Source organism: Streptomyces corallincola, assembly GCF_019104725.1.
In the GTDB taxonomy this organism is placed as follows: domain Bacteria; phylum Actinomycetota; class Actinomycetes; order Streptomycetales; family Streptomycetaceae; genus Streptomyces; species Streptomyces corallincola.
Window position 1 is genome coordinate 75051 of record NZ_JAHRXF010000010.1, and the last position, 26960, is coordinate 102010.

A 26960-nucleotide genomic window follows, 5' to 3' on the forward strand; every position below is an offset into this window, starting at 1 on the left:
GGTCAGGGCAGCCGGGGGCGCGCTCCCATCCGGGCCTCGTCGGCGGCCCGTGCGCCTTCGGCCCAGCCGGCCGCGTCGGTGACGCCGCGCATCCGGGTCGTGGTGGTCTCGGGGAACATCCGGTCCACACGGTCGGTGACGGCGACGTCCCGCGTGGCCAGGACCGGCAGCAGGTCGTCGCTGACCTGCGCCTTCGCGGTGGCGGCCAGGCGGTCGCCGACGCGGTGGGCGTAGGCGGCGAGGAAGGACTGCCGGAAGGTCTTGGTGCGCCCCCGGCCCCCGGCCCGCTGGGCGGCCTCCGCCCTGGTCATGGCGTGGGTCGCCTGGACGAGCAGCGAGGTGTGCAGGAGTTCCACCGCCTCCAGGTCCGCCTCGAAACCGACGACGGTGGAGAAGCAGAGCGCCTCGTTCCACACCGCGCGGCAGTGGTTGGCGGTGGCGACGGCGTCCATCAGCACCGCCTTGGCCTGCTCGTACGGCGGCTCGACCCCGATGCGGCGGGCGCCGGGGGCGTCCGGTGCGGGCGCGTGGGCGGCGAGCAGCGCCTCGTCCACGCTGTGCCGGGCCATCAGCTCCTGCGCCTTGGCGCTGAGCGCCTCGGCCTCCTCCGGATAGCCGGTCGCCTCGGCCTTGGCGAGCAGCGCGCGGATACGGCCCAGCGTGCGGGAGGCGGCGGGCCCGCGTGCGCGCCGGGGCTCCTCCAGGGGCTCCAGGGTGGGCAGCCGGAGCAGCAGGCGGTGGAGCTGGAGCAGGGCGGTGGCGTGCGAGAACCGGTCACCGGGGCGGTCGGGTGCGGCGGGCAGGGCCGCTATCTGCTCCGCCCAGCGCGGACCGCGCGCGCGGTCCCGGCCCGCCTGATCCCGGATCAGCCCGGCGAGGAGGCGTACGTGCGTGTCGTGCAGTTCACGCCGTACGAGCCGTTCCACGTCGGCGGGCTGCCAGCCGCGCTGCCAGGCCGCCGCGACGAACTCCTCGCCGCGCAGCCGGAGTTCGCCGTCCGCGCCGGTGTCGGCGGCGAGCAGCGAGGCGCCGGTGTCGAGTCCGGCGTCGGTGTCGTCGTAGAGCGCCGCGCGGAAGGCGCGCTCGACGGTGCTGGCATCCCTGGTCACCCCCAGATCGTGCCACGCCCGTCCGACAGGCGCCGCACTCCGTCCACAGCCTGTGGACAACTTTCCCGATGGGCACCTCGCGCCGGGCCGCCCGCCTCCGGCACCCAACCCTCCGAGGCTGCCGGAAGGCACGGGGCGCGGGCGGTCCGGCGGGCCGTTCGGGTGGCGCCGCACCGTCCGGACGCGAGTGTCAACTCATGGTTGACACCTTCGGCAAGCGCAACCTACGGTTGACACATGGCGAGCAATGAGAACCCCACCGCATCCGTGCGCCTCGACGACCTGATCGCGTCGATCAAGAAGGTGCACGACCAGCCTCTCGACCAGTTGCAGGACGCGGTGATCGCGGCGGATCACCTCGGGGACGTGGCCGACCATCTGATCGGCCACTTCGTGGACCAGGCGCGCCGTTCGGGCGCGTCCTGGACGGACATCGGCCGCAGCATGGGGGTCACCCGGCAGGCGGCGCAGAAGCGGTTCGTGCCGAAGGAGTCGGCCGACCTCGATCCCAGCCAGGGCTTCAGCAGGTACACCCCGCGCGCCCGGAACGTCGTGATGACCGCGCACAACGAGGCGGTCGCCACGGGCAGCGCGGAGGGGCGGCCCGAACACCTCGTCCTCGGACTGCTGGCGGAGCCGGACGGTCTCGCCGTACGGGCCGTCGTCCAGCAGGGCGTCACCCCGGAGGCCGTCGGCGCCGCCGCCCGCGCCGCGCTCCCCCCGGCCGTCGAAGACGCCCCCGAACTCGTCCCCTACGGCACCGAGGCCAAGAAGGTCCTCGAACTCACCTTCCGCGAGGCGCTCCGTCTCGGCCACAACTACATCGGCACCGAGCACCTGCTGCTCGCCCTCCTGGAGCACGAGAACGGCACCGGTGTGCTCAGCGGTCTCGGCGTCACCAAGGCGGCGAGCGAGGCATGGCTGACGGAGGCGCTCGCGCTGCTGAGCGCGGGGCGGGCGGAGGAGAAGTAGGCGCTCGGGGGGTGTGCGGGTACGTGGGGGTGCGGGTCGGCGGGTGGGTGCCGGTGGATGTGTGGGTGGGGGTGGGGGTGCGGGCTACCCCACCGACGCGTGGACGCCCCGGCCTCCGCTTCCTCGCTGAAGCCGCAGGTCAGGGCCCATTGTCAGTGCCCCCTGCCACACTCTTCGCATGACCGACCGGTGGGCTCTCGCACTGGCCGAGGACGGTGGCGTGGAGGTCGCCCCCCTCGGTCCGGACGGGCTGCCCGCCGGTCCGTTGCTGCGGGAGAGCGATCCCGCGCGGGCGGTGCGGAGCCGCCCGGAGGTGACGCGCTGGGTGTGGCGGTCCACTCCCGAGGTCTACCCGCGACTGCTCGCCACGGGGGTGCGAGTGGAGCGGTGCTACGACATCGAGGACGCCGAGACCCTGCTGCTGGGCCACGAGGGGCGGTCCGGCGAGCCGCGTTCGGCCGCCGCCGCCCTGGCCCGCCTCCGGGGCGGCCCCGTGCCCCCCGATCCGCGCACCCGCCCCGCCGGACCGGGCGCGCAGTCCGCTCTGTTCGAGCAGTCCGGCACCCACCTGCCGCTGACCGGCCTGCTGGAGGTGTACGCCGATCAGCTGCGGCGGCACGACAAGGCCGAGCATCCCGGCCGGATGCGGCTGCTGACCTCGTCGGAGTCGGCCGGGACCCTGGTCGCCGCCGAGATGAACCACACCGGGCTGCCCTGGAGCGCCGAGACGCACCGCGAGGTGCTGCGCGGTCTGCTGGGCGAGCGGTACGCGGGCGGCGGTGAGCCGCGCCGACTGGCGGAGCTGGCCGACGAGGTGTCCGCCGCGTTCGGCCGCCGGGTCCGGCCGGACCTGCCCGCCGATGTGATCCGGGCGTTCGCGGGGGCCGGGATCAAGGTGCGGTCCACGCGCCGCTGGGAGATCGGCTCCCTGGACCATCCGGCGGTCGCGCCGCTGCTGGAGTACAAGAAGCTGTACCGCATCTGGGTCGCGCACGGCTGGTCCTGGCTGCACGACTGGGTGCGGGACGGGCGGTTCCGGCCGGAGTTCCAGGCGGGCGGCACGGTCACCGGGCGCTGGGTCACCCACGGCGGGGGCGCGTTGCAGATCCCCAAGGTGATACGGCGGGCCGTGGTCGCCGACCCCGGCTGGCGGCTGGTGGTGGCCGACGCCGACCAGATGGAACCCCGTGTGCTGGCGGCGATCTCCCGTGATCCGGGGCTGATGGAGGTCGCCGGGCGGGAGAGCGATCTGTACCAGTCGGTCTCCGAGCGCGCGTTCTCCGGCGACCGCGCCCAGGCCAAGCTCGCCGTCCTCGGTGCCGTCTACGGGCAGACCTCGGGGGACGGCCTGAAGAACCTGGCCGCGCTGCGCCGCCGTTTCCCCCTCGCCGTCGCCTACGTGGACGACGCCGCGCGGGCCGGTGAGGAGGGGCGGCTGGTGCGGACGTGGCTCGGGCGTACGTGCCCGCCCGCCGGGCGCCCGGGGGAGGACGTGGCGGAGGAGGCGGGGATTCCCATCGGCTCCGACGCGGAGGAACGGGGGTGGACACCGGGGTACGCCTCCACCGACGCCCGCGCGCGGGGCCGTTTCACCCGCAACTTCGTCGTCCAGGGCAGCGCGGCCGACTGGGCCCTACTGATGCTGGCCGCGCTGCGGCGGTCCTGTGCGGGGCTCTCCGCCGAGCTGGTCTTCTTTCAGCACGACGAGGTGATCGTGCACTGTCCGGCTGGGGAGGCGGGTGTCGTCGTCTCGGCGATTCGGGAGGCTGCGGAGTTGGCCGGGCGGTTGACGTTCGGGGAGACGCCGGTGCGGTTTCCTTTCAGTACGGCTGTGGTGGAGTGCTACGCCGACGCCAAGTAGTGCTTACTTCTGGGTAGTTGGCGGTGCTGGCGCTTGGTGCGCTGGGCTGTGTTGGTTTGTGCGGGTTCGCTGTGGCTGGTCGCGCAGTTCCCCGCGCCCCTGAGGGGGTTGCAGGTTGCGTCCGCTGGCACGAGGCACCGGGGACTTCGGCGGATTGTTCCGTGCGGGTTCGCTGTGGTTGATCGCGCAGTTCCCCGCGCCCCTGGTGGCTCGGGCGGATTGTTCCGTGCGGGTTCGCTGTGGCTCGTCGCGCAGTTCCCCGCGCCCCTGGGGGGCGCGTTACTCCTGGGAGTTGGCTGGGGCTGGGGTGGGGGTCAGGTGGAGGGCGAGGGTGGTGGCCAGGCCGGCGAGGAGGCCGAAGGTGAGGGCGGAGGGGTAGGCGGTGGCGAAGGTGCCGACGAGTTGGAGGGGGGCGGAGCCGGTGGTGAGGACGCGGAGCAGTTGGCCCGCCATCAGGCCGAGTACGGTCGCGCAGACGCCGCCCAGGGCGAGTGCGGGGAGGGTGGGGCGGGTCAGCAGGGCGGGGAGGCGGCGCAGGGTGAACCAGACGACGGCCAGGGTGAGGAGGTCGGCGGCGCGGCCCAGCAGCCAGGTGCCCGGGGAGGCGCCGTCGGGACCCGCCCAGAAGCCGAGCAGCAGCCACTGGCGCAGGAATTCACCTGGTTCCGACAGCACGCCGATCGCGGTCGGGTCGAACGCCTGGATGCGGGCGGCGACCGCCACGTAGGAGAGCAGGAGCAGCGAGACGGCGACGACGGCCGTACCGGCGGTGGCGGCCCACCGGGCGGCGCGGCGCGTCACGGCGGTCGGCCGGGGCGGCTCGGCGTCCTCGATGGCGAGCCGCGCGATCAGCGCCGTCACCCCGGCCGCGACCAGCCCGGCGAACAGCGGGAGTTCATGCCCGGCGGCGATGAGAGCGGACAGCCGGGACAGCGGCCGGAAGCTCGGGCGCACGGAGGCGAGGAGCAGCCAGGGCGCGGACACGGTCAGCGCGAGCGTCGCGGCCATCTGCGCCCACGCCCACAGGACGAGCAGGAGCGCGACCCGGCGCCCCCGTACCGGCGGCATCCGGTGGACCAGGAGCACCGCTCCGGCCACGAAGAAGACGAAGGCGGCGGCGTAGCGCACCTGGAGGCCGGTGTGCAGGAGCCGGAGGTAGTCGGCGCCCGGTCCGGCGCCCAGTCCGTCGTAGGACCAGGGGAGCAGCCACTGCCGCAGCGTCGCGTAGGTCTGCCCGTCGATCATGGTGTCGGCCCCCGACAGGCCCAGCGCGTGAATACTCTGACCCGCCCACCACAGCAGCACCACGAACACCAGCCCACCGGTCAACACCGGTACGGCCGCACGCCGATACGTCATCCCCGCTCCCCCGCCCCCACGATCATCGACAACCGCACGGAGATTACGGCGCGTTGATCACATCGCGGTCACGGGCAAGCCCGGTGGAGGACCACGATTCGGTCAAGTGTCCGACGGGGGCGGACGGAGTGGAGGCCGGGTTCGTCTACGAGTGTCCGAGTTCCGCCGCCGTCGCGTCCTGGGGGTCCGGGACCGAGCCGGAGTCGGGGGACGGGCGGAGCGGGAAGGCGTCGATGAGGGTCTCGTCCACGACGGGCGCGGACGGCTGGGGCGGCTTGGGCATGACGGCTGCTTCGGAGTGGCCGCCGCAGCCGTAGGAGAGGGAGACGACCCGGCCGTCGGCCGGGGAGAACTCGTTGGCGCAGACCCCGAACGCCTGGCCGAGCGAGCCGCCGATCGGGTTGAGGAAGCCGCAGGTCACACAGGTCGCCGGGGCGGCCTGCGCCATCGGGGTGCCGGGGCCGAACGACTCCTCCCAGCGGTCGGCCGCGAGGTGCAGGCCGTAGCGGGACAGCACCCGGGCCCGGCGCATGCCCAGCTCCTCCGCGAGCGCCGCGATGGAACCCCGGGTCGGGGTGGTGGGCTGCTCGGCGGGCGTACCCGGTGTGACGTCGGCGTCCTCGGCCTCGGCCAGCTCCGCCATCTCCTCGGAGACCGGCGAGTTGGGCACGGGCTCCTCGTCGCCGGTGTACCCCGGCTCCAGGCGCAGGTCCTCCTGGTCGGTGGGGAGCAGGTCGCCGGGGCCCATGTCACCGGGGCGGAGCCGCTCGCTCCACGGCACCCACTCGGGGGCGAGCAGCGCGTCCGGGCCGGGCAGCAGCACGACCTCGTCCAGCGTGACGATCTTGGCGCGGGAGGCGCGGGCCACCGTCGCGGCCCAGCGCCAGCCCCGGTAGCCCGGGTCCTTGCACTCGAAGAAGTGGGTGACAACGCGGTCGCCCTCGGAGACCGTCCCGGTGTGCTCGCCCACGACACCGGGCGCGGCTGCCTCCTCGGCGGCGGTACGGGCCAGGTCGATGGCCTCGGCGCACAGGCGGTCGGGGGTGCGGCTTCGCGTTGTCGCTGCGCTCACAGGTATCGCTTCTCTCCTACGCCGTCTCATGAGTGCGGCTGCCTTTGGCGGCGGAGGGGACGGAGCGGACCGCAGGACCGCATCGACGTCTGTACTCCGGCTCGCGCTCGGGCGCACCTCTGCCATCTATTCTGCTTGATGGCTGAGATACGCACGCTACCCCGTGGGTGGTGGTCGGGGACAGTCCGGGCGCGCGTGTGCCTCCGGCGGTCTTGCGGTACCTCGCTCGCCGCGCCGCTCGGTGCCTGTTCTCCGCGCGGTGGATTTCCCGCCCGGCTCGCCGTCCCGGTCACGGACTCCCGGGTGTTCTCCCCGCCGCCCGCCGGGCACCGTCCCGACTCGCGTGGCCGCAAACCGCACTATCCGGCGGTGTCTCGGGGCACTATGAACGTCGTGGCAGCCACGGACAGGGGGAGCGTTCGGGGTGGCGGTTCGGGCCGGGTCGGCGGTGCCGTCCGCTCGGTGGGGCGTGCCCTGCACCTGCCGGCGCGCGGCATCCGGCGGGCGACGCACGCGCACGGCGCGGGCGAGTCGGGCCTCGGCAAGCTGATCGAGCTGCACGCGGTGAACGGCGCCGGGGACGTGATGATCACCGTGGCGCTCGCCTCCACCGTCTTCTTCAGCGTGCCGACCGACGAGGCACGCGGCCGGGTCGCCCTCTATCTCGCCATCACGATGGCCCCCTTCACCGTGCTGGCCCCCGTCATCGGCCCGCTGCTGGACAAGCTCCCGCACGGCAGGCGGGCGGCGATGGCCGGGGCGATGCTGGCCCGCGCGCTGCTCGCGCTGGTCATCGCGGGCGCGGTCGCCACCGGCAGCCTGGAGCTGTACCCGGCCGCGCTCGGCGTGCTGGTCGCCTCCAAGGCGTACGGCGTGGTGCGCAGCGCGGTCGTACCCCGGCTGCTGCCGCCCGCGTTCTCCCTGGTCAGGGCCAACTCCCGGGTGACACTCGCCGGGCTGCTGGCCACCGGTGCCGCCGCTCCGGCCGCCGCCGGGCTGCACGCGCTGGGGGACCCGTGGCCGCTGTACGGCGCGTTCGTGATCTTCGTGGCGGGGACCGTGCTGTCCTTCACCCTGCCGCCGAAGGTGGACTCGGCCAAGGGCGAGGACACCGCGCTGCTCGCGGCCGACGAGGAGCACGTGCGCGGGGCGGGCCGTACGAGGACCGGGAAGCGGCCGGGGCTGCGCACGGTCGGGCCCGCCGTCACGCACGCGCTCGGCGCCAACGCGGGGCTGCGCTGCCTGTCCGGGTTCCTGATCTTCTTCCTCGCCTTCCTGCTGCGCGAACACCCGATGGCCGGACAGAGCGCGGCGGTGTCGCTGGGCATCGTGGGCGTGGCGGCCGGGGCCGGGAACGCGCTCGGCACGGCGGTGGGGGCGTGGCTGAAGTCCAAGGCGCCGGAGATCATCATCGTCACGGTCGTCGCGGTCGCCGTGGGCACGGCGGTGATCGCGGCCGTGTTCTTCGGGGCGTTCCTGGTGGCCTGCCTGGGCGCGGTCGCCGGGTTCGCGCAGGCGCTCGCCAAGCTGGCCCTGGACGCGCTGATCCAGCGGGACGTGCCCGAGAAGGTCCGCACCTCCGCCTTCGCCCGCTCCGAGACGATCCTCCAGATGGCCTGGGTGTTCGGCGGCGCCGTCGGCATCGTCATGCCCCTCAACGGCACCCTCGGGCTGGCGGTCGCGGCGGTGCTGGTGGCCATCGGGTGGGTCACCACGCTGCGGGGGCTGCTCGCGTCGGCCCGGCACGGCGGGAGGACACGGACGCGAGTGGCGTGAGGCGGCGGGCGCGGGCGACCCGGGGGCCGCGAGTGGCGTAACGAAGCGGGCACGCCGTACCCCACGTGGGCGGTGGGTTCCGGAGGCCCGATAGCCTTCGGCCATGACCACGCTGCCCCGCGGCGAAGCCGCCGCTCCACTCCGCGTCGCGCGACGCCGCCGTGCCGTCGCCGCCGCCGGCGCCGTCGCCGCCGGACTGCTCGTCCTGTCGGCCTGCGACAAGCCGTCCCCCGTGGCGACGGTGACGGTCGGCCAGAACTCGGTCAACTCCGAGGCACTCTGCTACAACGACGGCAACGCGCTGACCGCCAAGACGCTGGCCTCCTGCGTGAAGAACGTCAAGAGCGCCAAGTCGATCTCGGTGGACCCCGACGCCACGGTCCGCTTCGGGGTGGACCCGAAGATCGCGGACGCCGGATGGATTCTGCTGGTCAACGGCCGCCAGTTCACCGACGTCAGCAAGAAGACGTACACCACGATCCCCGGCAGCGCGTTCTTCAACGCCCAGTACGGCACCCAGGGCAACAGCAACACGGTGTCCATCCAGATGGGGCAGAACCCGGCCAAGGGCTACTGGTCCTTCAAGCTGAACAAGGACTCCTGATCACGTCCGCCGTGCGCGTTCTCGTCGCCACCGCCGTTCCCGCCGAACGGGACGCGGTGGCACGGGCGTTCCCGGCGGGCACCGAGGCGCCGCTGCCGGGCGGCGCCGGTCCGCTGCTGCGCGTCCCCGGCGGGTACGACCTGCTGGCCGCCGGAGTCGGACCCGCGCGGGCCGCCGCCACGACGGCCACCGCGCTCACCGCCGCCGCCCTCGCGGGTACCCCGTACGCCCTGGTCGTCTCGGCCGGGATCGGAGGCGGCTTCCAGCCGGGCGCACCGCTCGGCTCGCTCGTCGTCGCGGACACCGTCACCGCCGCCGACCTGGGCGCCGAGACCCCGGACGGCTTCCTCCCGGTCACCGCGCTGGGCTTCGGCACCGACAGCCACCGCGCCCCGGATTCACTCGTACGGGCCGTCGCCGCCGCCACCGGAGCCCGTACCGGCACGGTCCTCACCGTCTCCACCGTCACCGGCACCGCCGCCCGCGCCGCCGAGCTGCTGGCCCGGCACCCGCGCGCGCTCGCGGAGGGCATGGAAGGGTTCGGGGTGGCGGAGGCCGCCGCCGCGCACGGGGTGCCGGTGCTGGAGATCCGCGCGGTGTCCAACCCGGTCGGCCCGCGCGACCGCGCCGCCTGGCGCATCGGCGACGCCCTCGCCGCCCTCACCGGCGGTTTCGGGAAGTTCGCGCCCGCACTGGAGAGTTGGAACCCGCATGACCTCGCTGAACGACCAGAGCAACCAGAGCGCCCGGAGCACTGAGCCCGCCGCGCGGACCGCGCCCGTGGAGCCGGGCGGCCCCGCGCCGAGCGGTGACGCGCTGCGGATCGCGTACTCCCCCTGCCCGAACGACACCTTCGTCTTCGACGCCCTCGCGCACGGCCGGGTGCCGGGCGCCCCCGCGCTGGACGTGACGTTCGCGGACATCGACATCACCAACGGCATGGCCGAGCGGGGCGAGCACGACGCGCTGAAGGTGTCGTACGCCGTGCTGCCGTACGTCCTCGACACGTACGCCCTGCTGCCGTGCGGCGGGGCGCTCGGGCGGGGGTGCGGGCCGCTGGTGCTGACGCGGGAGGCGGGCGCCGACCTCACCGGGCGGACGGTGGCCGTGCCGAGCGAGAGGTCCACCGCGTACCTGCTGTTCCGGCTCTGGGCGGCGGACACCCTGCCGGGCGGCGTCGGGGAGATCGTGGTGCTGCCCTTCCACGAGATCATGCCCGCCGTGCGGGACGGCAGGGTGGACGCCGGTCTGGTGATCCACGAGGCCCGGTTCACGTACCAGGACTACGGGCTGCACAAGCTCGCGGACATGGGCGAGCACTGGGAGCGGACGACCGGGCTGCCCATCCCGCTCGGCGCGATCATCGCCCGCCGCTCGCTGGGCACCGAGGCGCTGACCCGCCTCGCCGACGGCATCCGGGACTCGGTGCGGGCCGCCTGGGCGGAACCCGGGGTGTCCCGGCCGTACGTCATGGCGCACGCCCAGGAGATGGACCCGGCCGTGGCCGACCAGCACATCGGGCTGTACGTCAACGAGTTCACCGCCGACCTCGGGGACGAGGGGTACGCGGCGATCCGGGGGCTGCTGACGCGGGCGGCGGCGGAGGGGCTGGTTCCGCCGCTGGCGGCGGGGGCGCTGGACTTCCCGTAGGGGTTCGTCGGGCGGACGACCGAGCCCGCGCCGGGCGGGCGCGGGCTCGGGGGTACGACCGTGGCGGCGGGCCGGGTCAGACGTCCAGCTGGTCCGCGACCGCGCGGAGCAGGCCCGCGATCTTCTTGCCGGAGGTCCTCTCCGGGTAGCGGCCCTTCTCCAGCATCGGGGTGATGTTCTCCAGGAGCGTGGTCAGGTCCTGGACGATCGAGGCCAGTTCGTCGGGCTTCCTGCGCTGTGCGGCGGCGACGGACGGGGTGGGGTCGAGCACGGCCACGGAGAGCGCCTGGTCGCCGCGCTGTCCGGCGACGACGCCGAACTCCACGCGCTGGCCCGGCTTGAGCGCTTCGACGCCGGCGGGGAGGACGGAGGAATGGACGAAGACGTCACCGCCGTCGTCACGGGAGAGGAAGCCGAAGCCCTTCTCACTGTTGAACCACTTGACCTTGCCGGTGGGCAAAGCACACACTCCCTCGATCCGCCCCGGACTGGCCGGACGCCCTTGAACTGCCGTTGAGACAGCCTACCGGGGGTCTCTCCACCCGGATACGCCTTAAAACGGCTCTGAGCCCCTACCAGTGAAGGCAGAGGCTCAAAGTGGGGGGGAAGCGTGGGGGGCTAGCCGATGTGCCGGTAGAGGGTGGCACGGGAGACACCGAGTGCCTTGGCAATGGCAGTGATGCTCTCCCCCTTGGCCTTACATGCCTTGGCCACAGTGAGCACATCCTCAGTGATGACGGTGGGACGTCCACCAGTACGCCTCTGCGCCTTGGCTGCATCCAGACCCGCACGGGTGCGCTCAACGATCATGTCTCGCTCAAGCTCAGCAAAGGCAACCATCATCGTAAAGAAGAACTTGCCCTCCCCCTTGGGCGAGTAGTTACCGGCGAGAGCCCCAGTGAGGATGCGGAGCGCGATTCCACGCGCGTGCAAGTCCTCAGCGATCGTCAGGACGTCCTTAGTTGAACGGCCGAGCCTGTCCAGCTTCCAGACACAGAGGGTGTCTCCCTCTCGCATGTAGTCGAGAGCAGAGAGAAGACCGGGGCGCTCCACATTCTTGCCGGAAGCCTTGTCCTCATAGATCTTCGAGCAACCGGCCGCCGTCAGAGCGTCGTTCTGAAGCTGCGCATCCTGAGCGTTGGTGCTGACTCGCTGGTATCCGATGACCGCCATGATCCGTTCCCTCCCTGGTGCCCCTTGCCGACATGAAGTGTCTCATAACTCGTCTCAAAACATCAAGGCATTGGGAAGGGTTGTGAGACGGGTTTTGAACACCCAAACAGGGGTCGGAAGCCGCCCGGCCGGGCAGTCTCAATAACCATCGTTTCCGAGACGCCACAAACGTTGCTACAGAACTGGGACAATAGAAGACAGAGAGGCACGGAGACGCACAGACGAGACAGACAGGAGAACGATCATGGGACTAGAACCGGGACAGCCGCACGACCTTGACGCAATCGACGCAATGGCAGCGACAGCCACGGCCGGAAGCGAGGGAGCGGGACAGGGCTTCCAGGACTTCCAGAAGGGCTATCAGATGGCTACTGGGGGCCGCTCAGGGAACTTTGCTCAGGGAGCCGTGGAGGGACGTGGCTACCAGGCCATCGAGGGAGGGCTAGGGACTGCCTTGAAGACAGCCCTATAGGCACTTTCAACCCTGAGAAGCAAGAGGTTTTTACAACAATTTCATAACGGCGAGATCACTGATTTATAAACAGTACCAACTCCAAAACTACTTAGAGTAGCTAAAGAGTTAATTAGAGCCTCGATCAGCTACACGGCGTAGCGGTCGGGGCTCTTTGCTGTCTTGGGCTCAAACCAACATTGAACGAATACGTGCGATAATTAGCTCAGAAGGGTTGAGGCGTAGCAAGCAAAGCAATTAACTACGACTCCCCTGGAGAAGCAATGAGCAACAAGATTCCACGTACGACGGCATCCATTGACCGAGTGCCCAACCTGTCCAATCACGCTAAGGCAGCGTGGACAGTGTGGAGCAAGGGAATCAGCCTCAGCGAAGAGGCTTGGGAAGACTACCTAGTCAGCGTGAAGGTGCCGTATTTCCCGCTTGAAGACTGCATGGATGAGCTACGCCGTAATGGCTGGCTCGCTTAGGCAGGGGGTACGGCAATGACACCAGCAGCCTTCACGGCCCTAGAAGAGGTCAGAGGGAGCCTTATCAAGGACTTGTGGCCTAACGGCCTCAGAACAGCATAGGAGAGAAAGGAAGAGATGGAAGAGACAGAGGTAATCGAGTTGAGACGAGAGGCAAGAGTGAAAGCCAGAGCGAACATGCTTTGGCTCTACCTGGTCTCTCTTCCCGATGAGAACGAACTGCGCTTGTCGCACCTACAGCTTTGCGAGGCTCTGGGTCTTGGACTGAACCGAGCAGACATCAGAGAAGCAGTAGCGCAGCTAGAAGACAGAGGACTAATCACAGTGGAGCGTAGCCACAAGCCACACAGATACACATTGAATCACTGAACTAAGGAGAAAGAACTATGACGACGCCGGACGCATTCAACTATGGAGCGCATGAACGTTCAGACAACTACTGGGCACGCGTGATGACACCTGAATACCAGGCACAGAAGAGAGCACGACAGGAACAGGAGAAGCTGGAGGCAGAGAGAGCAGAGGAGCAGCAGAGAGCCGAATGGCAGAGACAGGCCGTCATGAATCACGCCGGACCGGCCATCATGGATATCGTCCAGCAGTACCTAGGCCAGAACAGACCAGCCGTAGCAAGTGCTGTAAAAGCTCAGTTTCTCAAGCGCCTTCCAGGATCTACAGAGGTTGAGTTCGAAAACGCACTAGCGGTTCTTCAGCAGACCGGACACATTCACAAGCTGACAAGTGACACTCAGGGATACATGGGGGAGCGCACCTATCACCTGTACACAAATCCGTTGGAGGGGTAGTGGCCAAACCAGAGGAATTGAGCCTTCCCGCACTGGCAATCTACACAGAACTTGAATCCACTGGAGAACTCATCAGCGAAGCGAGGTTTTCAGAGGAGTTTCCCGAAGATGATTACTGGGTGATTCTTGATGCATTGAAGAATGCAGGTCTACTCTGCGAAACGACCGGGGAATTCCACCCCGAAACTCCAAGAGGGGTTCTATTTCATCAAAGAACCGCACGACCCATTCGTATTGATTGAGCAGAAATAGAGAGACCCCCAGATCCAATCAGATGGAAATGGGGGTCTCTCTGTGTCATTGGCCTCATGACTTCAAGAAGGGAAACTGCGATGAACTAAGTGTAGACAGGGGGAGCCATCTCATGCATCGAATTTTTAACCCGGTAGCTAAAGCAATCTCGCTAAGACAAGGATATCAGAAATGACAGACAACAAGACAAGCGTTCCCGTTGACCTATTGGACGCACCGAGTGTTTCCTACAAGGGAGGTGCTTTCATCCGCACACCAAAGGCGTTGCTATACAGCTTTGACCTGACACCCCAAGCCAAAATCCTATGGATGATCCTGGAAGAGCACGCCGGACAGAACCGTAAGGCCAATGCTGGACAGAAGCGTCTAGCGGCTCTCATGAACATCAGCCTCACCCAGGTCAAGACGTACGTGAAGGAACTACGCACCCAGGGATGGCTTATCACCCAGGGAAGTAACGGAGACACCCTCTCCTACACGCTGGCCATTCCAGCAGGCTTCAGAGCCCTTGAGGAGGAGTACAAGCACGGGACGGCACGCGTTGAAGTCACCGTGAAAGACAAGCTCATGGACAAAGACAAAGCGTGGAGCGGTATTGAGGCCAAGGGAACCGACACGGCACCACGACTGGCCATCTCAGCTAACCGCATGAAACTAGAGATGGATAAGCGAGGAATGAAGGTAGCCGGAACCTCAGCTAGGGAGGTAGACGGAATCCCGACTAGGGGGGTAGTCGGAAAACCGGCTAGGGGTAGTCGAAATCCCGTCCAGGAGGTAGATGGAATCCCGGCTACAAACAATAAGAAAGAACTAGAAGAAGTAACAAGAAGAATGGAACGACCGCTGCACCTGGCGTAGCCAGGGACAGCGAATGGGTACAGAGATAGTAATCAAGTAGACCAGGGAAAGACCTGGATTCAAGATATTGGATTTGGGGCAAGCCCTGGTCTCTCCCTACGGTGCTCCGCACCTTCGGTAAGACCTATTGGATATGGAAAGGCTCTGGTTAAGCCCTGGTCTCCCCTGGATTCCCTGGCATTCCTTACTAGATAAGTTACATAGGCTCTAGAAACCGCCGCGCCTCATTGCGGCGAATGAGAATTCCCTGGAATTCATTAGGTCTCAGCTGGCTGTGATACATAAATTCCTCTATTTAATAGTCGAATAAGGCTACTGTAATTGTTTTTCCAAGGAAATTCAGCCGAGACACCTACTTTCCGTAGATATCTCGACTGACAACAGTTACTTGTCTTGCTGGGGTTCCGCCTATCAGGCAAGAACTTCCGAGTTTCAAGGGGTGGGGAATTCTCCCCCTGGAGTTACTTGTCTTGCTCTGGGTAGTGCATGGTCATGAAACGCCCTGTCTTCACCACCATCTTTCCTGTCTTGTAGAGGGTGAGGATGAGTGCCTTCCTTCCTACCTGGTTGATCGCTGGTTCAATCGAGAGCACTTCAGCGGTCTTGCCATTCCAGAGTTTCAGGCTATCGCCAACCTTCAACTTGTCTGCCCTCTTGCGTACCGGTGTGCTTATGGTCTGCCTCCCTAGTCGGTTGTCAACGTGCTTTGAGCATCCCATGCAGCACTGACAAACGGTAGGGAGTCATTCCGCTTACTGTTCGATGGCCTTGAGCCCCTGGTATGCCTCGCGCAGATCTGCACTCTCCGGAAGCTGTCGAGCCTCTACAGCCTTCACTACTTCCAGCGCACGCCAATGGTTCGAGGGGACTACACGGCCGGACAGAATGGCTTTCTGTGCAGAGTCACACGCCTCATCCAGCCGGTCATCCTTCAACAGGACTAGGGCAAGGTCGATATTCGCTGAAGCCACACGCCTAGGCCACTGGCTCACTTCGTCACCGGGACTCAGTCTCTCGATGACTTCCCTTGCGTACGGCTCTGCTGCCGCATCCCCTAGCCATGCAAGCGTTGTAGCCGTGTAGGAAAGGGCTTTGGCAGGGTCGTAGCGGTAATGGTGCTCTGGACTGTCAGGGGCTCCCCTGGAAGCCGAGAGAGCCTGTACCTGCTCAATGGCAGAGTAGGTCTCTTTGGCTTCCCCGAGCCGTGCGTGTGCTCTGCCCTCCTGTGCGGTCGCCTGAATGATGGCTGAGCCGTTGGCGGGAGCTATCTCCTGAGCCGCACGCGAGAGGTCAATGGCCTGGACGTAATCCCCATCGGTAAGCACGCGCCAAGCCTCAGTCTCCAAACACCATGCCTCAATCTCAGGATGCCCGGCTTCCCTGGCTAGCGTTGCTGCTGTCTCCAGTCGAGCCGTAGCCGCATCGTCTTGCATCAAGTCGATATGAGCCGTGGCACCCAACAGGGAAAGCCAGCCACCGACTACCAGCAAGCGCCGGTGTTCAGAGAGGGTCTTCTTACCGTCCAGGAGCTTGACGACGTACGCGGAGTGCTTGCGTACCTGCCTCAGGAGATCTTCCGGCTTGGCTTTCGGGTACGCCATAGCCAGCCGGTCAAAGGCCATTTCCAGGCGCTCAAGTGTCGCGTTCCCCACGTCACTTGCCTGGACACGTCGAGCAAGTTCCCAAGCGTCCGTCTCATCATCGTGGGAGCCGCTGTCTTCCACTGTGAGGGAGAGCCCTAGGTATTCGTTAACGGCTTGGGTCAACTCGGCTGAGGGAGCCTGTTTCCCATTGAGTACCCGGCTCAGATAGGCCACGTCGTAATGGAGTTCCTTGGCCGCACCCCTCAGGCTCTTTCCCTGTGCCTTGAGTGCGCCCCGTACCTCAGACCCAAAGTCGTTCATGGTGCGGCTCCCGTTGACTGTTGCCGCTCATCGTAGTCAACGCTGGTCAACTCCCCTATGGCGTCCGCAGATCGGTTGAGTCGGCAGACGGACAGGGAAGCCGACTGCTAGGAGCCGACATGGCAGAGCCCACGGGTGGCATGACGCTACGGGTGATCAAGATCAGAGACGGCAAGGTGGTCCAGGATTCGGGTACGCGGCGAGTATCCCCCACGGGGGCCTGGGACCGACAAGGGAGCAAGTACCCGCCGTGCTCCTGCCCTCACTGCCGACGGCAACGGGCGAACCGGTGAGAGCCGCAGAGAACCTGTCCGCAGAGTGCACGCTGGCTCAGGAACCGGACTACGCAGACCTTCACGGCGAGTGCCGACAGACCAAAGACATCCCCCTGCCTTACTCCAGGGGCATCCTGCTCGTACGGCGCTGCGGCTGCTCCTGTCACCGCTACGGGGCTCTGAGGCCGCGTCCGGCACAGGGAGACCCTGAGGCTCCGATAGGGGCGCAGAGCGCCGTACAGAGCCGCTAGGCGGCCACGGACGCCGGTACCGTCCGGCGTACCCCCTTCCCCCCACACCCCCTTAGGGAGAAAATACTTACCCCCTATAACAACCCTTATAGGCCTTACTTAGGGCCAAATAACGGGCGCGTACGCGTGATACAGAGCAACCAGGGATCTGTCAAGATTAGAGAGAACCCCTGGTCAAGCCCTGAAAGGCTACTGCCTACCCCCTTGGCAGTCCTGAGTACGAGAAAGACCAGACCCCCCTGGAATTTGAATTACTTTTTAATGCTAGGGGGGTCGAATTCATAAACAATTCCATAAAAAGAATAAGGCTCCGCTATTCGGCAGGGCCTTTTCTTTATGCCTGTTTCTTTTACGCTACTTCCAGTTCCTTTAGGATTGCCGGTACATCATCCGTACCGAATTCCCTCAATTCAGGGCTAATCCAGTGCGCCGGTACGTTATGACCGGTCAAGAGTCTATCCATTCCTTCTTCCTTGTTGAGCTTCAGCTCTTGCGACATGGCCTGAATGTCTCCAAGGTCCATGACGATACCCAATCCCGCATTCGGAATCGCATCATTCCACGCCCAGACCTTTACCCGATAAGCGCGGAGGAATTCCCTACGGTCTTCCTGGTCTTTGGCTCCCCAGACTTCCCCGTACTTCTTACCCGTCGCCCACAGGGCAGGAGTCATACGCTCTGCCTCTTGCTTTTCCAGGAGAGCCACCTTTGCCGACAGGCCCTTGTGAATGCGACGGTAGGAGACTTCCTGCCCCTCTCCGTCGTAATCCCCTGCAATGTATTCGGCTTCCAGCTTTTCCAGCCGTGTCCTAGCCGACTGGAGTTCCCTTGCCTGGCTCGGTCCCGTACCGGCACGCTCGTACATGTCCCACTGCCCAATGGTGCCCTGGATTGCCTGATCAACCCACGTGTCCAGCACGTCAGCACGGACGTAAGGGCCGCTCTCGCATGAGCCACCCTTGAACTTGTTGGAGCAGCGGTAATACCTGTGTCCGGGAATCCTCGTACCGTCTTTCCTCTTGTGTCCTGAGTTCAGGAGAGAGGAGAAGGGAGCGTCACAATGACCGCAGCGAGCAATACCGGCAAGCAGGCTCTTAGCCCCTGTACGGCTTTCCGTTCCCTCAGCCTTGGGAGCGGGTTTGATCTGGTCCACCAGATATTCCCACTGCTGCATTGACGCTAGAGGCTTTACAGGGAGAATTACCGGCTCTCCCTGGTCATCCAAGACAGCCTCACCCTTGTACGTGTAGATACCGGGAACCCAAGAGGAGCGGATGAATTTATTGATGATGGTGGACTGCCATTGAGTCCCCTTGGTTTCCTGTCCCTTGAGTTTCCGGAGATGATCCCCCCACGTGAGTACGCCACGGCCATTGAAGTCACGTGCAATCCGGTGTGTGGACTGTCCCTCACCAATACGCCGGAAGATCTCTTGAACGATGGGGCGGAAGTCCTGATCAATCTCCAGAACCTTCCTCTTGCCGCCCTCTACGGCCTTGATGGTGTAGCCGGTAGGCGGAGCGCCCGTGAGCCATGAACGGTTCTCCAGACGGCTCTGTACGCCGTTCAGGATGCGTGCCTGGATGGTGTCCCACTCAGCCTCAGCAAAGACGGCAGTCATGCGAGCCATCATCTTGCCTTGGGGAGTAGAGAGGTCGAACCCCTCTTCCACACAGACAATGAACTTCCCGTTCTGCTGCGCCCACTCCAAAAGTTCGTTGAAGTGCATTGAGCGACGGGTGAGCCTGTCCATCTTGGCTGCAATCAAGACATCAAAGTCGTCAGCCTTGGACGTCAGCCACTTCCCCAGCTTGGGCCGCTTGAAGGGGGACATGGAGCCTGAGACGTCGGTGTCCTCTGCTTCCCCCACCAGGACGCCGGACAGGAGTGGAGAGCTGACGTGGTGTCGGATCACGCCACGCTGCCACTCGATGGACGTCGAGCCGTCCGAGTCGGCAGAGAGGCGGAGACAGGAGAGGTAGCGCAGACCAGGTGTCATGGCGCGAGCGTAGCGTGCTCTGTGTGCCTAGGTAACCGGCTTGACCTTGCCGGTGGGCACGTCTGTCCTCGTCCTCGTACTCGATGGGAAAACGCTTCTGGAAAAGGGCTTTTCACAGCGCGGGAGCGGGTCCGCATCGACCCGCCCGCGTCCAGGCTAATGGTCCTGGGGCGGGTGACAAGACGCTTCCCGGTTGTTCTCCCGCGCTGGGAACTACCCTGGTCCGGTGCGTGACAAAACCCAACCGAATTCCGCCGCGCCCGGTGACGGCCTGATCCGTACCGGCGCGATCGTCTTCTTCCTCGGCGCTCTGGCCACCCTCGTCACGGTGGCCCCGCTGTTCCTGGGCGCGAAGCCGTTCCCGACGTTCATGTACGGGCTGTGCATGCTGATGGGCGTCGGCTTCCTGATCGCCGCCGCCGGGGTGCTGCGCTCCGTCGCGGCCGGGCGCCGTCAGGCGCGGGAGGCGGCCGTACCGGGCTCGTCGCGGTAGGGACGACCCGCCGGGTACGGCCCGTTCTCCGCGAGGTGGGCGGTGAGCCAGGCCGGAAAGGCGTGCAGGCCCTCCAGGACGACATCGGCACCGGCCGCGCGGAGTTCCGCAGCGTCGCAGGGTCCGGTGGCCACGGCCACGGAGAGGGCACCGGCCGCGCGGGCCCCCCGTACGTCCCCCACGTGGTCGCCGACGTAGATCGACGCGCCGTGCTCGCGCAGCGCGTCCGCCTTCCGCTCCGCCCACAGGTCCCCCACCAGGATGTCCGGTTCGATGCCCAGGTGGGTGAGGTGGCGGCGGGCGTTCGGGGCGTACTTCGCGGTGACGACGAGGGTGCGGGCGCCCGTGGCCCGTACGGCGGCCAGCGCGGCGGCGGCGTCCGGCATGGCCGGGGTCGCGGCGATGGCGGTCTCCGGATACAGCGCGCGGTACAGGTCGGCCGCCGCCGGTATCTCCTCGGGCGGGAACCAGTGCGTCAGCTCGTCCACCAGCGGCGGACCCAGCCGGGTCACCGCCAGGTCGGCGTCGATGTACGTCCCCGTCCGCTCGGCCAGCGCCACGTAGCAGGCGTGGATACCGGGGCGGGAGTCGATCAGGGTCATGTCGAGGTCGAAGCCGATGGTGGATGCCATGCGGGCATTCTCGCCGCCCCGGGGGCACGGTCCGTCAAGACCCCCACACCGGCTCCGCTCACCGGCTCCCCTCACCGGCTCCGCCGATCGGCTCCTCTCACCGGCTCCGCTGCGACCTCCAGAGGATGAACAGTGCCGAGGTGATCGCGGCCAGCCGCAGGGTCCACGGCCAGGTCCCGGTGAGGGCCTCGTTCATCCGGGCGTCGGGGATCGGGGTGCCCCAGTGGTGGGTCTGGCGGCCCCAGAGCCAGAGGACGGTGGCCGCCAGGGAGAGGCCGGGCATGCCGAACACCGCCCACTTCGTCTCGGCCGGGGTCAGCCGGCGGGAGACGTACGCGATCAGCCAACCGGCGATCAGCGCGGGCCAGATCCCGAGCACCGCGCCCGCGACCAGCGCGGCGGCCCCCAGCAGGAGCAGCGGGTTGGTCCAGCCGGTCGCCGGGCCGGGCAGGAGACGGCGGCGGGGTGCCGGGGACCCGGGGGTGCCGGGGGTGCCGGGGGCCGGAGCGGTCCTGCGGCGGAGCAGGCCCCTGCGGGGCACCGGGGTCGCGGCGGGCGGGGCGGCGGCCTCCGGGTCCTCCTTCCGCTCCTTCGGCTCCACGGGGCGCAGGTCCTCGGGGCGTTTGAGGAGGTCCGGGATCTCGACACCGCCCGTGAAGCCGGGCACCGAGTCGCCGGTCGCCGAACCGAAGGGGTGGGGTTCCGTACGCCACCAGTCCGGCCGTACCGCGCTGTCCCCCAGTTCGTGCGCGGGCGCGAGGTGCGGGGGTGCGGGGCCGTCGGCGCGGGCGGGCGGCTCCGGGGCGGTGGGGCGCGGGCGGGGTACGGCACGGCGCAGCCCCTTGGGACGCGGCTCGGGTGCGGGGGCCGCGTCGCGCTGGTCGCGCTGTTCGGGTACGGCGGTGACGGGCGTGCGCGGCAGCTCCCGTGTGTCCCCGCCCGCCGCCGTCACCACGTCGTCCGGCGAACCGAGCCGGTCCAGGATGCGGCGCACGGCGGCCGGACTGTCCACCGCGGTCCGCGCGCGGTGCCGGTCGATCTCGTCCCGCAGCTCCGAGACCAGCCGCATCCGCGTCATCGACGGCAACTGCCGCTGCTGCGCCACGTCCCCGACCCGGCTCAGATACTCGTAGACGACCTTGTCGCTCTCGATCCCCAACGGAACCCCTCCGGGGCGACGACGGAAAAACCCCGTGAGGACGGTACCCCTTGGACGGGTCGAGCGTCCGGAACGGGTGGGGGGGATCGGGGCTCCACGGGGCGCCCCGTGGAGCCCCCCGGCGCGTGGGCTTCCGCTAACGTTGAGCGGATGAGCCCCGAGGCCCACTCAGCCCCCCGGTCCCTCGCAGAGTCGTTGCGCGCGCGGGACGACGCCTCGCTGGGCGCGTTGCTGCGCGGCCGGCCCGATCTGATCAGTCCGGTACCCACGGATCTGACACAGCTGGCCACGCGGGCCGGGACGCGGGCCTCGGTGCTGCGGGCGCTGGAGCGGCTGGACCGGTTCACGTTGCAGAGCGCGGAGGCGCTGGCGGTGGCCGGGGACCCGGCGCCGTACGGCGAGCTGCTCGGGCTGATGGGCGGGGACGAGCGGGACGAGGCGGTGGCGGCGGCGCTGCCACGGGCCGTCGCCACGCTGCGGGAACAGGCGCTGGTGTGGGGCGACGACGAGCGGCTGCGCCTGGTGCGCACCGCGCGGGAGCTGCTCGCGCCGTCGCCGCAGCACCCGTCCCCCACCGGGCTGGGCCCGACCGTGCGGGAGGCCACCTCGGGCATGTCGCCGGGCCGTGTGCAGGAGATCGTGGCCGCCGCCGGGCTGGCGTCCACGCACGACCCCGTCTCCGCCGTGACCGCGCTGACCGGGCTGTTCGGCGACCGGAAGAAGATGACGAAGCTGCTGTCCGGGGCTCCGGACGCGGCGCGCGAGGTGCTGGAGCGGCTGGTGTGGGGGCCGCCGTACGGGCAGGTGACCGCCGACCCGGCCGCTCATCTGCGCTGGCTGCTGGACCGGGGTCTGCTGCTGCCGACCGCGCCCGGCACCGTCGTACTCCCCCGCGAGGTCGCCCTCCATCTGCGGGGCGGTCACGCGCACCGGACGCCCGAGCCGCTGCCCCCGGCCGTCGAACCGGCCGCCGTGCACGGCCCCCGGATCGTGGACGCCACGGCGGCCGGGCAGGCGTACACCGCGCTGGCCACCGTCGAGGAGCTGCTGAAGGACTGGGACGAGGGCGGCCCGGCAGTGCTGCGGGCCGGTGGGCTGAGCGTGCGGGACCTGAAGCGGACCGCCGTCGCGCTGGACGTGCCGGAACCGGTCGCCGCCTTCTGGGTCGAACTCGCCCACGCCGCCGGGCTGCTGGCCTCCGACGGCGAGGCCGACGAACGGTACGCGGCGACGCCCGCCTACGACACCTGGCTGGAGCGCCCGCCCGCCGAACGCTGGGGGCTGCTGGCCGAGTCCTGGCTCGCCGCGACCCGCACGGCGGGCCTGGTCGGCGGCCGGGACGCCAAGGACCGCACCCTGTCCGCGCTCGGCCCCGGCCTGGACCGCTCCGCCGCCCCCGAGGTACGGCACCGGGTGCTCGCGCTGCTGGCCGGGCTGCCGACGGGCGGCGCCCCGACGGCCGGTGCGGTACTGGAACGGCTGCGCTGGGAACGCCCGCTGCGCGGTCCGCGCCGGGACGGCGAGGACGACCTGCGCTCCCGGCTGGCCCGCTGGACGCTCGCCGAGGCCGAACTCCTCGGTGTCACCGGGCGCGGCGCGCTCTCCGCCCACGGCCGCGCGCTGCTCGGCACCCCGGCGGACGCCCCGGCCGCCCCGGACGCCGCCGCCGACTCCCCCGGCCCCGGCCCCGGTGACCGGCTCCCCGTGCACCACCACCGCCCCACCGCCGCCGCTCCCCTCTCCTCCTCGGGCCGGGCCACCGCGACCGCCGCCGCCGTACGGCTGCTCGCGCCGCTGCTGCCCGAGCCGCTGGACCACGTGCTGCTCCAGGCGGACCTGACGGCGGTGGCACCCGGCCCGCTGGAGCGCCCGCTCGCCGCGCTGCTCGGGGTGCTCGCGGACGTCGAGTCCAAGGGCGGGGCGACCGTCTACCGCTTCACGCCCGGTTCGGTGCGGCGCGCGCTGGACGCCGGGCAGACCGCCGGTGACCTGCACGCCTTCCTCACCGCGCACTCCCGCACGCCCGTCCCGCAGCCGTTGGCCTACCTCATCGACGACGTGGCCCGGCGCCACGGCCACCTCCGGGTGGGCGCCGCGTCCGCCTACGTACGCTGCGACGACGACAGCGTGCTGAACGAGATCCTCGCCGACAAGCGGGCCGCCGGGCTGCGGCTGCGCCGTCTCGCCCCGACCGTGCTGGCCGCGCCGTGCGACCCGGCGGCCCTGCTGGAGGGGCTGCGCGGGATGGGGTACGCGCCCGCCGCCGAGTCCGCCGAGGGCGATGTGCTGATCACCCGCGCCGACGCCCACCGCACCCCGCCGCGCGGCGCGCCCGAGCCGGTCCCGGACGGTCCGCCGCCGCCCGACGCGACCCTGCTGTCGGCGGCGGTCCGCGCCGTCCGGGCGGGCGACCGGGCCGCCACCGCGCCCCGCAAGGCGTCCGCCGCCCCCGCCGGGACGGGCGGCGAACCGCCCCGCACCGGCGCGGCCGAGACCCTCGCCACCGTGCAGGCCGCCGTCCTGACCGGCGAGTCCCTGTGGATCGGCTACGTCAACGCCGAGGGCACCGCCAGCCAGCGCGTCATCGCCCCGGTCCGCGTCGAGGGCGGCTTCGTCACCGCCTACGACCACACCGCCGACGAGGTCCGCACCTACCCCCTGCACCGCATCACGGGCGTCGCGGAACTGGCCGAGGACTGACCGGACCGGGACGGACACCGGGAGTCGTCGAGGGCTCCACCGGTCGGGGCGGATAGGGCACACTGGACGTTTGGCCGTTGTGGAAAGGGTGTGCCGCGCGTGAATGGCCCGCTGATCGTCCAGTCCGACAAGACCCTGCTGCTGGAGGTTGACCACGAGCAGGCCGACGACTGCCGCCGGGTCATCGCGCCGTTCGCGGAGCTGGAGCGGGCGCCGGAGCACATCCACACCTACCGGGTGACCCCGCTGGGGCTGTGGAACGCGCGGGCCGCCGGGCACGACGCCGAGCAGGTCGTGGACGCGCTGGTGCAGTACAGCCGCTACCCGGTGCCGCACGCGCTGCTGGTGGACATCGCGGAGACGATGGACCGCTACGGGCGGCTCACCCTCTCCAAGCACCCGGCGCACGGGCTGGTGCTCTCCAGCACCGACCGTCCGGTGCTGGAGGAGGTGCTGCGCTCCAAGCGGATCGCCCCGCTGGTCGGCAACCGCATCGACCCGGACACCGTGGCCGTGCACCCCTCCGAGCGCGGGCAGATCAAGCAGGTGCTGCTCAAGCTGGGCTGGCCGGCCGAGGACCTCGCCGGGTACGTGGACGGCGAGGCGCACCCGATCGAGCTGCACGAGGACGGCTGGGCGCTGCGGCCGTATCAGAAGCAGGCCGTGGAGAACTTCTGGCACGGCGGCAGCGGTGTCGTCGTCCTGCCCTGCGGCGCGGGCAAGACGCTGGTGGGTGCCGGGGCGATGGCCCAGGCGAAGTCCACGACGCTGATCCTGGTCACCAACACCGTCTCCGCCCGCCAGTGGAAGCACGAGCTGGTGAAGCGGACCTCGCTGACCGAGGAGGAGATCGGGGAGTACAGCGGGACGCGCAAGGAGATCCGGCCGGTCACCATCGCCACGTACCAGGTGCTGACGACCAGACGGAAGGGCGTCTACCCGCACCTGGAGCTGTTCGACTCCCGCGACTGGGGCCTGATCCTCTACGACGAGGTGCACCTGCTGCCCGCGCCCGTCTTCAAGTTCACCGCCGACCTCCAGGCCCGCAGGCGGCTCGGGCTGACCGCGACCCTGGTCCGGGAGGACGGCCGCGAGTCGGACGTGTTCTCGCTGATCGGGCCGAAGCGGTTCGACGCGCCGTGGAAGGAGATCGAGGCGCAGGGCTACATCGCGCCCGCCGACTGCGTCGAGGTCCGGGTCAACCTCACCGACTCCGAGCGGCTCGCCTACGCCACCGCCGAGACGGAGGAGAAGTACCGCTTCTGTGCGACCACCGCGACGAAGCGGAAGGTCACGGAGGCGATCGTGCGCCGGTTCGCCGGGCAGCAGATCCTCGTCATCGGGCAGTACATCGACCAGCTGGACGAGCTGGGCGAGCATCTGAACGCGCCGGTGATCAAGGGCGAGACGTCCAACGCGCAGCGCGAGAAGCTGTTCGACGCCTTCCGCGAGGGCGAGCTGAACGTGCTGGTGGTCTCCAAGGTCGCCAACTTCTCCATCGACCTGCCCGAGGCGACGGTCGCCATCCAGGTGTCCGGCACCTTCGGCTCGCGGCAGGAGGAGGCGCAGCGGCTCGGCCGGGTGCTGCGCCCGAAGGCGGACGGGCACCAGGCGCACTTCTACTCGGTGGTCGCCCGTGACACCGTCGATCAGGACTTCGCGGCGCACCGCCAGCGGTTCCTGGCCGAGCAGGGCTACGCCTACCGGATCGTGGACGCCGACGAGATCCTGGCGGAGGGCACCGGCTGAGTCCGGGCGAGGGCGGCCCACGCCAGCAGCGTCAGCGCGAGCAGCGGATACGGCGCGGCGAGCGGCTGCTCCCACAGCGGCAGCCGGAGATCCCGGTCCCCGGCATGGGGCACCAGCCAGAAGGTGCGGGCGGTGAAGAGGGCGGCCGTCAGCGCGGCGAGCCGGAACCGCCCGTCGGCCAGCAGCACCGCCAGCAGCGGCACGCACCACACCCAGTGGTGGGACCAGCTGATCGGGGAGACCAGCAGGGCGGTGCACGCGGTCAGCAGCACCGCGTGCCGTGCGTCGGGCACCCGGGCGGCCAGACCCAGGCCCGCCACCGCCACGGCCGCCGCGCACAGCAGCCAGAGGGTGCCCGGTGCCGGGGTGTGCAGGGCGCGGGCGAGCAGGCCCTGCAGTGACTGGTTGTCCACGATCCACGCCTTGCCCACCCTTCCGGTCTCGTAGAGGCGCCGGGTCCAGAACTCGGTGCTCGCCGAGGGCAGCAGGAGCGCGCCGAGCAGGACCGTGCCGGTGAAGGCGGCCGTGGCGGTGGCCGCCCGACGTCGTTCTCCTCTCAGGAACAGCAGGACGATGAACAGGGCCGGGGTCAGCTTGATCCCGGCGGCCATGCCGAGCGCGATGCCCTTGGTGCGGGCGGTGGCCGGGCGGGTCAGGTCCACAAGGACCAGGCACGCCACGGCCAGGTTGATCTGGCCGAACAGGAGCGTCTGGAAGACGGGTTCGAGCCAGAGGGCGAGAGCCGTGACCGCGCACAGCGCGCAGAGCGGCAGCGGACGGCCCGCCAGCCGGGCGGACAGGGCGACCAGGACGGCGGCCAGGACCGCGTTGCCGACGAGGAACAGCACCTTCAGGACGGGCAGCGGAATCCAGGCCAGCGGGACGAACAGGAGCGCGGCGAACGGCGGATAGGTCGCGGGGAGCCGCCACCGGGTGACCGTGAAGCCGTAGAGGTCCCCCGCGTGGGCGGCGGCCAGTCCTTCGGCCCGGTAGACCAGCAGATCGGCCATCGGGGCGTGCTGCGCGAGACACAGCACGGCGAACGAGCAGAAGGAGACCGCCAGCAGGAGCGGCCCGGCCCAGGGGGCACGGACGACGCGGGGAAGCCGGACGACGGGCACAGCACGGGCGGCACCGGAAGCACCGGAAGCACAGAGGGCACGGACGGCGCGGGTGACGGACGCGGCGCTGACGGCGCGGGCGGTACGGATGGCACGGGTGAGCCGTGCAGACCGCGCGGGCCGGGGCGGGCCGGGATGTCGGCCGGGGTCGCGTACGGAGTCCGGTGGCGGGTGGTGCCGGGCGGTTCGGGCAGGGGGCGGGGGCGTCACCATCCGTTTCGGCACGGACGTGACCCTATGCCG

23 protein-coding genes are annotated in these 26960 nt (G+C 68.9%); 13 read left to right on the plus strand and 10 right to left on the minus strand.

Translation table 11 applies throughout. The features are described from left to right. Window positions 1–2: 2 nt before the first annotated feature. Window positions 3–1109 (minus strand): DUF2786 domain-containing protein, encoded by a 1107-nt coding sequence (locus tag KUM39_RS09815; RefSeq protein WP_217785073.1) that lies wholly within the window; start codon window positions 1107–1109, stop codon window positions 3–5. A gap of 237 nt (window positions 1110–1346) precedes the next feature. On the opposite strand from KUM39_RS09815, the gene KUM39_RS09820 reads away from it, so the two are divergent. Next, window positions 1347–2081, plus strand: coding sequence for a Clp protease N-terminal domain-containing protein (locus KUM39_RS09820; RefSeq protein WP_217785074.1), 735 nt, complete (start codon window positions 1347–1349; stop codon window positions 2079–2081). Between the two features lie 178 nt (window positions 2082–2259). Then, a complete protein-coding gene (locus tag KUM39_RS09825; RefSeq protein WP_217785075.1) occupies window positions 2260–3942 on the plus strand; it encodes a bifunctional 3'-5' exonuclease/DNA polymerase in 1683 nt (560 codons plus the stop codon). A gap of 279 nt (window positions 3943–4221) precedes the next feature. On the opposite strand, the gene KUM39_RS09830 is transcribed toward KUM39_RS09825, so the two are convergent. Both KUM39_RS09830 and KUM39_RS09835 read right to left on the minus strand, forming a co-directional pair. Further along, window positions 4222–5301: a hypothetical protein gene (locus tag KUM39_RS09830; protein ID WP_217785076.1), complete on the minus strand. Its 1080-nt coding sequence runs from the start codon at window positions 5299–5301 to the stop codon at window positions 4222–4224. A gap of 145 nt (window positions 5302–5446) precedes the next feature. Next, the gene (locus KUM39_RS09835; RefSeq protein ID WP_217785077.1) at window positions 5447–6373 is read right to left on the minus strand and encodes a DUF3027 domain-containing protein; all 927 of its coding nucleotides are present in this window, start codon (window positions 6371–6373) and stop codon (window positions 5447–5449) included. A gap of 384 nt (window positions 6374–6757) precedes the next feature. On the opposite strand from KUM39_RS09835, the gene KUM39_RS09840 reads away from it, so the two are divergent. The 4 genes from KUM39_RS09840 to KUM39_RS09855 all read left to right on the plus strand — a co-directional run bounded on the left by KUM39_RS09840 (window position 6758) and on the right by KUM39_RS09855 (window position 10403). Continuing rightward, entirely contained in the window at window positions 6758–8149 is a 1392-nt protein-coding gene (locus KUM39_RS09840; protein ID WP_217785078.1) for an MFS transporter, read from the plus strand. A gap of 103 nt (window positions 8150–8252) precedes the next feature. Beyond that, window positions 8253–8753: a DUF2771 domain-containing protein gene (locus tag KUM39_RS09845; protein ID WP_217785079.1), complete on the plus strand. Its 501-nt coding sequence runs from the start codon at window positions 8253–8255 to the stop codon at window positions 8751–8753. Between the two features lie 11 nt (window positions 8754–8764). Then, complete coding sequence (locus KUM39_RS09850; protein WP_308288096.1) at window positions 8765–9511, plus strand: futalosine hydrolase; 747 nt, start codon at window positions 8765–8767, stop codon at window positions 9509–9511. After that, window positions 9465–10403, plus strand: coding sequence for a 1,4-dihydroxy-6-naphtoate synthase (locus KUM39_RS09855; RefSeq protein WP_246619877.1), 939 nt, complete (start codon window positions 9465–9467; stop codon window positions 10401–10403). Before KUM39_RS09850 ends, KUM39_RS09855 begins: the two co-directional genes overlap by 47 nt. A gap of 76 nt (window positions 10404–10479) precedes the next feature. Here KUM39_RS09855 and KUM39_RS28555 read toward each other — a convergent pair whose 3' ends face one another. Together KUM39_RS28555 and KUM39_RS09865 are read right to left on the minus strand one after the other, a co-directional pair. Further along, a complete protein-coding gene (locus tag KUM39_RS28555) occupies window positions 10480–10863 on the minus strand; it encodes a cold-shock protein (RefSeq protein WP_217785080.1) in 384 nt (127 codons plus the stop codon). A 158-nt stretch (window positions 10864–11021) separates the two neighbouring features. After that, a complete protein-coding gene (locus tag KUM39_RS09865; protein ID WP_217785081.1) occupies window positions 11022–11576 on the minus strand; it encodes a recombinase family protein in 555 nt (184 codons plus the stop codon). Window positions 11577–12311: 735 nt separating this feature from the next. Between KUM39_RS09865 and KUM39_RS09870 the strand changes: the two genes are divergently transcribed. From KUM39_RS09870 to KUM39_RS09885, 4 genes are all read left to right on the plus strand, one after another. Next, window positions 12312–12518, plus strand: a complete 207-nt coding sequence (locus KUM39_RS09870; RefSeq protein WP_217785082.1) for a hypothetical protein — start codon at window positions 12312–12314, stop codon at window positions 12516–12518. Window positions 12519–12904: 386 nt separating this feature from the next. After that, entirely contained in the window at window positions 12905–13324 is a 420-nt protein-coding gene (locus KUM39_RS09875) for a hypothetical protein (protein ID WP_217785083.1), read from the plus strand. Further along, window positions 13324–13566 carry a hypothetical protein gene (locus KUM39_RS09880; protein WP_217785084.1) on the plus strand — a complete coding sequence of 81 codons (243 nt, stop codon included), beginning with the start codon at window positions 13324–13326 and terminating at the stop codon, window positions 13564–13566. The genes KUM39_RS09875 and KUM39_RS09880 overlap by 1 nt, the downstream gene beginning before the upstream one ends. Before the next feature lie 181 nt (window positions 13567–13747). Continuing rightward, window positions 13748–14434 carry a helix-turn-helix domain-containing protein gene (locus KUM39_RS09885; protein ID WP_217785085.1) on the plus strand — a complete coding sequence of 229 codons (687 nt, stop codon included), beginning with the start codon at window positions 13748–13750 and terminating at the stop codon, window positions 14432–14434. Between the two features lie 752 nt (window positions 14435–15186). Here the strand turns inward: KUM39_RS09885 and KUM39_RS09890 are convergent. Continuing rightward, window positions 15187–16338, minus strand: coding sequence for a helix-turn-helix domain-containing protein (locus KUM39_RS09890; RefSeq protein ID WP_217785086.1), 1152 nt, complete (start codon window positions 16336–16338; stop codon window positions 15187–15189). 875 nt (window positions 16339–17213) lie between these two features. Continuing rightward, window positions 17214–18863: a recombinase family protein gene (locus KUM39_RS09895; RefSeq protein WP_217785087.1), complete on the minus strand. Its 1650-nt coding sequence runs from the start codon at window positions 18861–18863 to the stop codon at window positions 17214–17216. A 226-nt stretch (window positions 18864–19089) separates the two neighbouring features. Between KUM39_RS09895 and KUM39_RS09900 the strand changes: the two genes are divergently transcribed. After that, a complete protein-coding gene (locus KUM39_RS09900) occupies window positions 19090–19356 on the plus strand; it encodes a hypothetical protein (RefSeq protein WP_217785088.1) in 267 nt (88 codons plus the stop codon). Here the strand turns inward: KUM39_RS09900 and KUM39_RS09905 are convergent. Both KUM39_RS09905 and KUM39_RS09910 read right to left on the minus strand, forming a co-directional pair. Next, window positions 19317–19988, minus strand: coding sequence for an HAD family hydrolase (locus tag KUM39_RS09905; RefSeq protein WP_217785089.1), 672 nt, complete (start codon window positions 19986–19988; stop codon window positions 19317–19319). The two genes, KUM39_RS09900 and KUM39_RS09905, sit on opposite strands and share 40 nt — an antisense overlap. A gap of 97 nt (window positions 19989–20085) precedes the next feature. Beyond that, window positions 20086–21147 (minus strand): hypothetical protein, encoded by a 1062-nt coding sequence (locus KUM39_RS09910; RefSeq protein ID WP_217785090.1) that lies wholly within the window; start codon window positions 21145–21147, stop codon window positions 20086–20088. A gap of 150 nt (window positions 21148–21297) precedes the next feature. On the opposite strand from KUM39_RS09910, the gene KUM39_RS09915 reads away from it, so the two are divergent. After that, window positions 21298–23847: a helicase C-terminal domain-containing protein gene (locus KUM39_RS09915; RefSeq protein ID WP_217785091.1), complete on the plus strand. Its 2550-nt coding sequence runs from the start codon at window positions 21298–21300 to the stop codon at window positions 23845–23847. A gap of 99 nt (window positions 23848–23946) precedes the next feature. Further along, the gene (locus tag KUM39_RS09920) at window positions 23947–25596 is read left to right on the plus strand and encodes a DNA repair helicase XPB (RefSeq protein WP_217785150.1); all 1650 of its coding nucleotides are present in this window, start codon (window positions 23947–23949) and stop codon (window positions 25594–25596) included. Here the strand turns inward: KUM39_RS09920 and KUM39_RS09925 are convergent. Beyond that, on the minus strand, window positions 25548–26606 hold the full coding sequence (locus tag KUM39_RS09925) for a glycosyltransferase 87 family protein (RefSeq protein ID WP_217785151.1): 1059 nt from the start codon (window positions 26604–26606) through the stop codon (window positions 25548–25550). The genes KUM39_RS09920 and KUM39_RS09925 overlap by 49 nt on opposite strands. Window positions 26607–26960 lie beyond the last annotated feature (354 nt).

Bases quoted from the DNA above. Each gene is read 5' to 3' on its own strand.
- KUM39_RS09820 (WP_217785074.1), top strand. From the start codon at position 1,347: ATGGCGAGCAATGAGAACCCCACCGCATCCGTGCGCCTCGACGACCTG.
- KUM39_RS09825 (WP_217785075.1), top strand. From the start codon at position 2,260: ATGACCGACCGGTGGGCTCTCGCACTGGCCGAGGACGGTGGCGTGGAG.
- KUM39_RS09830 (WP_217785076.1), bottom strand. From the start codon at position 5,301: ATGACGTATCGGCGTGCGGCCGTACCGGTGTTGACCGGTGGGCTGGTG.
- KUM39_RS09840 (WP_217785078.1), top strand. From the start codon at position 6,758: ATGAACGTCGTGGCAGCCACGGACAGGGGGAGCGTTCGGGGTGGCGGT.
- KUM39_RS09845 (WP_217785079.1), top strand. From the start codon at position 8,253: ATGACCACGCTGCCCCGCGGCGAAGCCGCCGCTCCACTCCGCGTCGCG.
- KUM39_RS09855 (WP_246619877.1), top strand. From the start codon at position 9,465: ATGACCTCGCTGAACGACCAGAGCAACCAGAGCGCCCGGAGCACTGAG.
- KUM39_RS09865 (WP_217785081.1), bottom strand. From the start codon at position 11,576: ATGGCGGTCATCGGATACCAGCGAGTCAGCACCAACGCTCAGGATGCG.
- KUM39_RS09870 (WP_217785082.1), top strand. From the start codon at position 12,312: ATGAGCAACAAGATTCCACGTACGACGGCATCCATTGACCGAGTGCCC.
- KUM39_RS09875 (WP_217785083.1), top strand. From the start codon at position 12,905: ATGACGACGCCGGACGCATTCAACTATGGAGCGCATGAACGTTCAGAC.
- KUM39_RS09885 (WP_217785085.1), top strand. From the start codon at position 13,748: ATGACAGACAACAAGACAAGCGTTCCCGTTGACCTATTGGACGCACCG.
- KUM39_RS09890 (WP_217785086.1), bottom strand. From the start codon at position 16,338: ATGAACGACTTTGGGTCTGAGGTACGGGGCGCACTCAAGGCACAGGGA.
- KUM39_RS09895 (WP_217785087.1), bottom strand. From the start codon at position 18,863: ATGACACCTGGTCTGCGCTACCTCTCCTGTCTCCGCCTCTCTGCCGAC.
- KUM39_RS09905 (WP_217785089.1), bottom strand. From the start codon at position 19,988: ATGGCATCCACCATCGGCTTCGACCTCGACATGACCCTGATCGACTCC.
- KUM39_RS09915 (WP_217785091.1), top strand. From the start codon at position 21,298: ATGAGCCCCGAGGCCCACTCAGCCCCCCGGTCCCTCGCAGAGTCGTTG.
- KUM39_RS09925 (WP_217785151.1), bottom strand. From the start codon at position 26,606: ATGGCCGATCTGCTGGTCTACCGGGCCGAAGGACTGGCCGCCGCCCAC.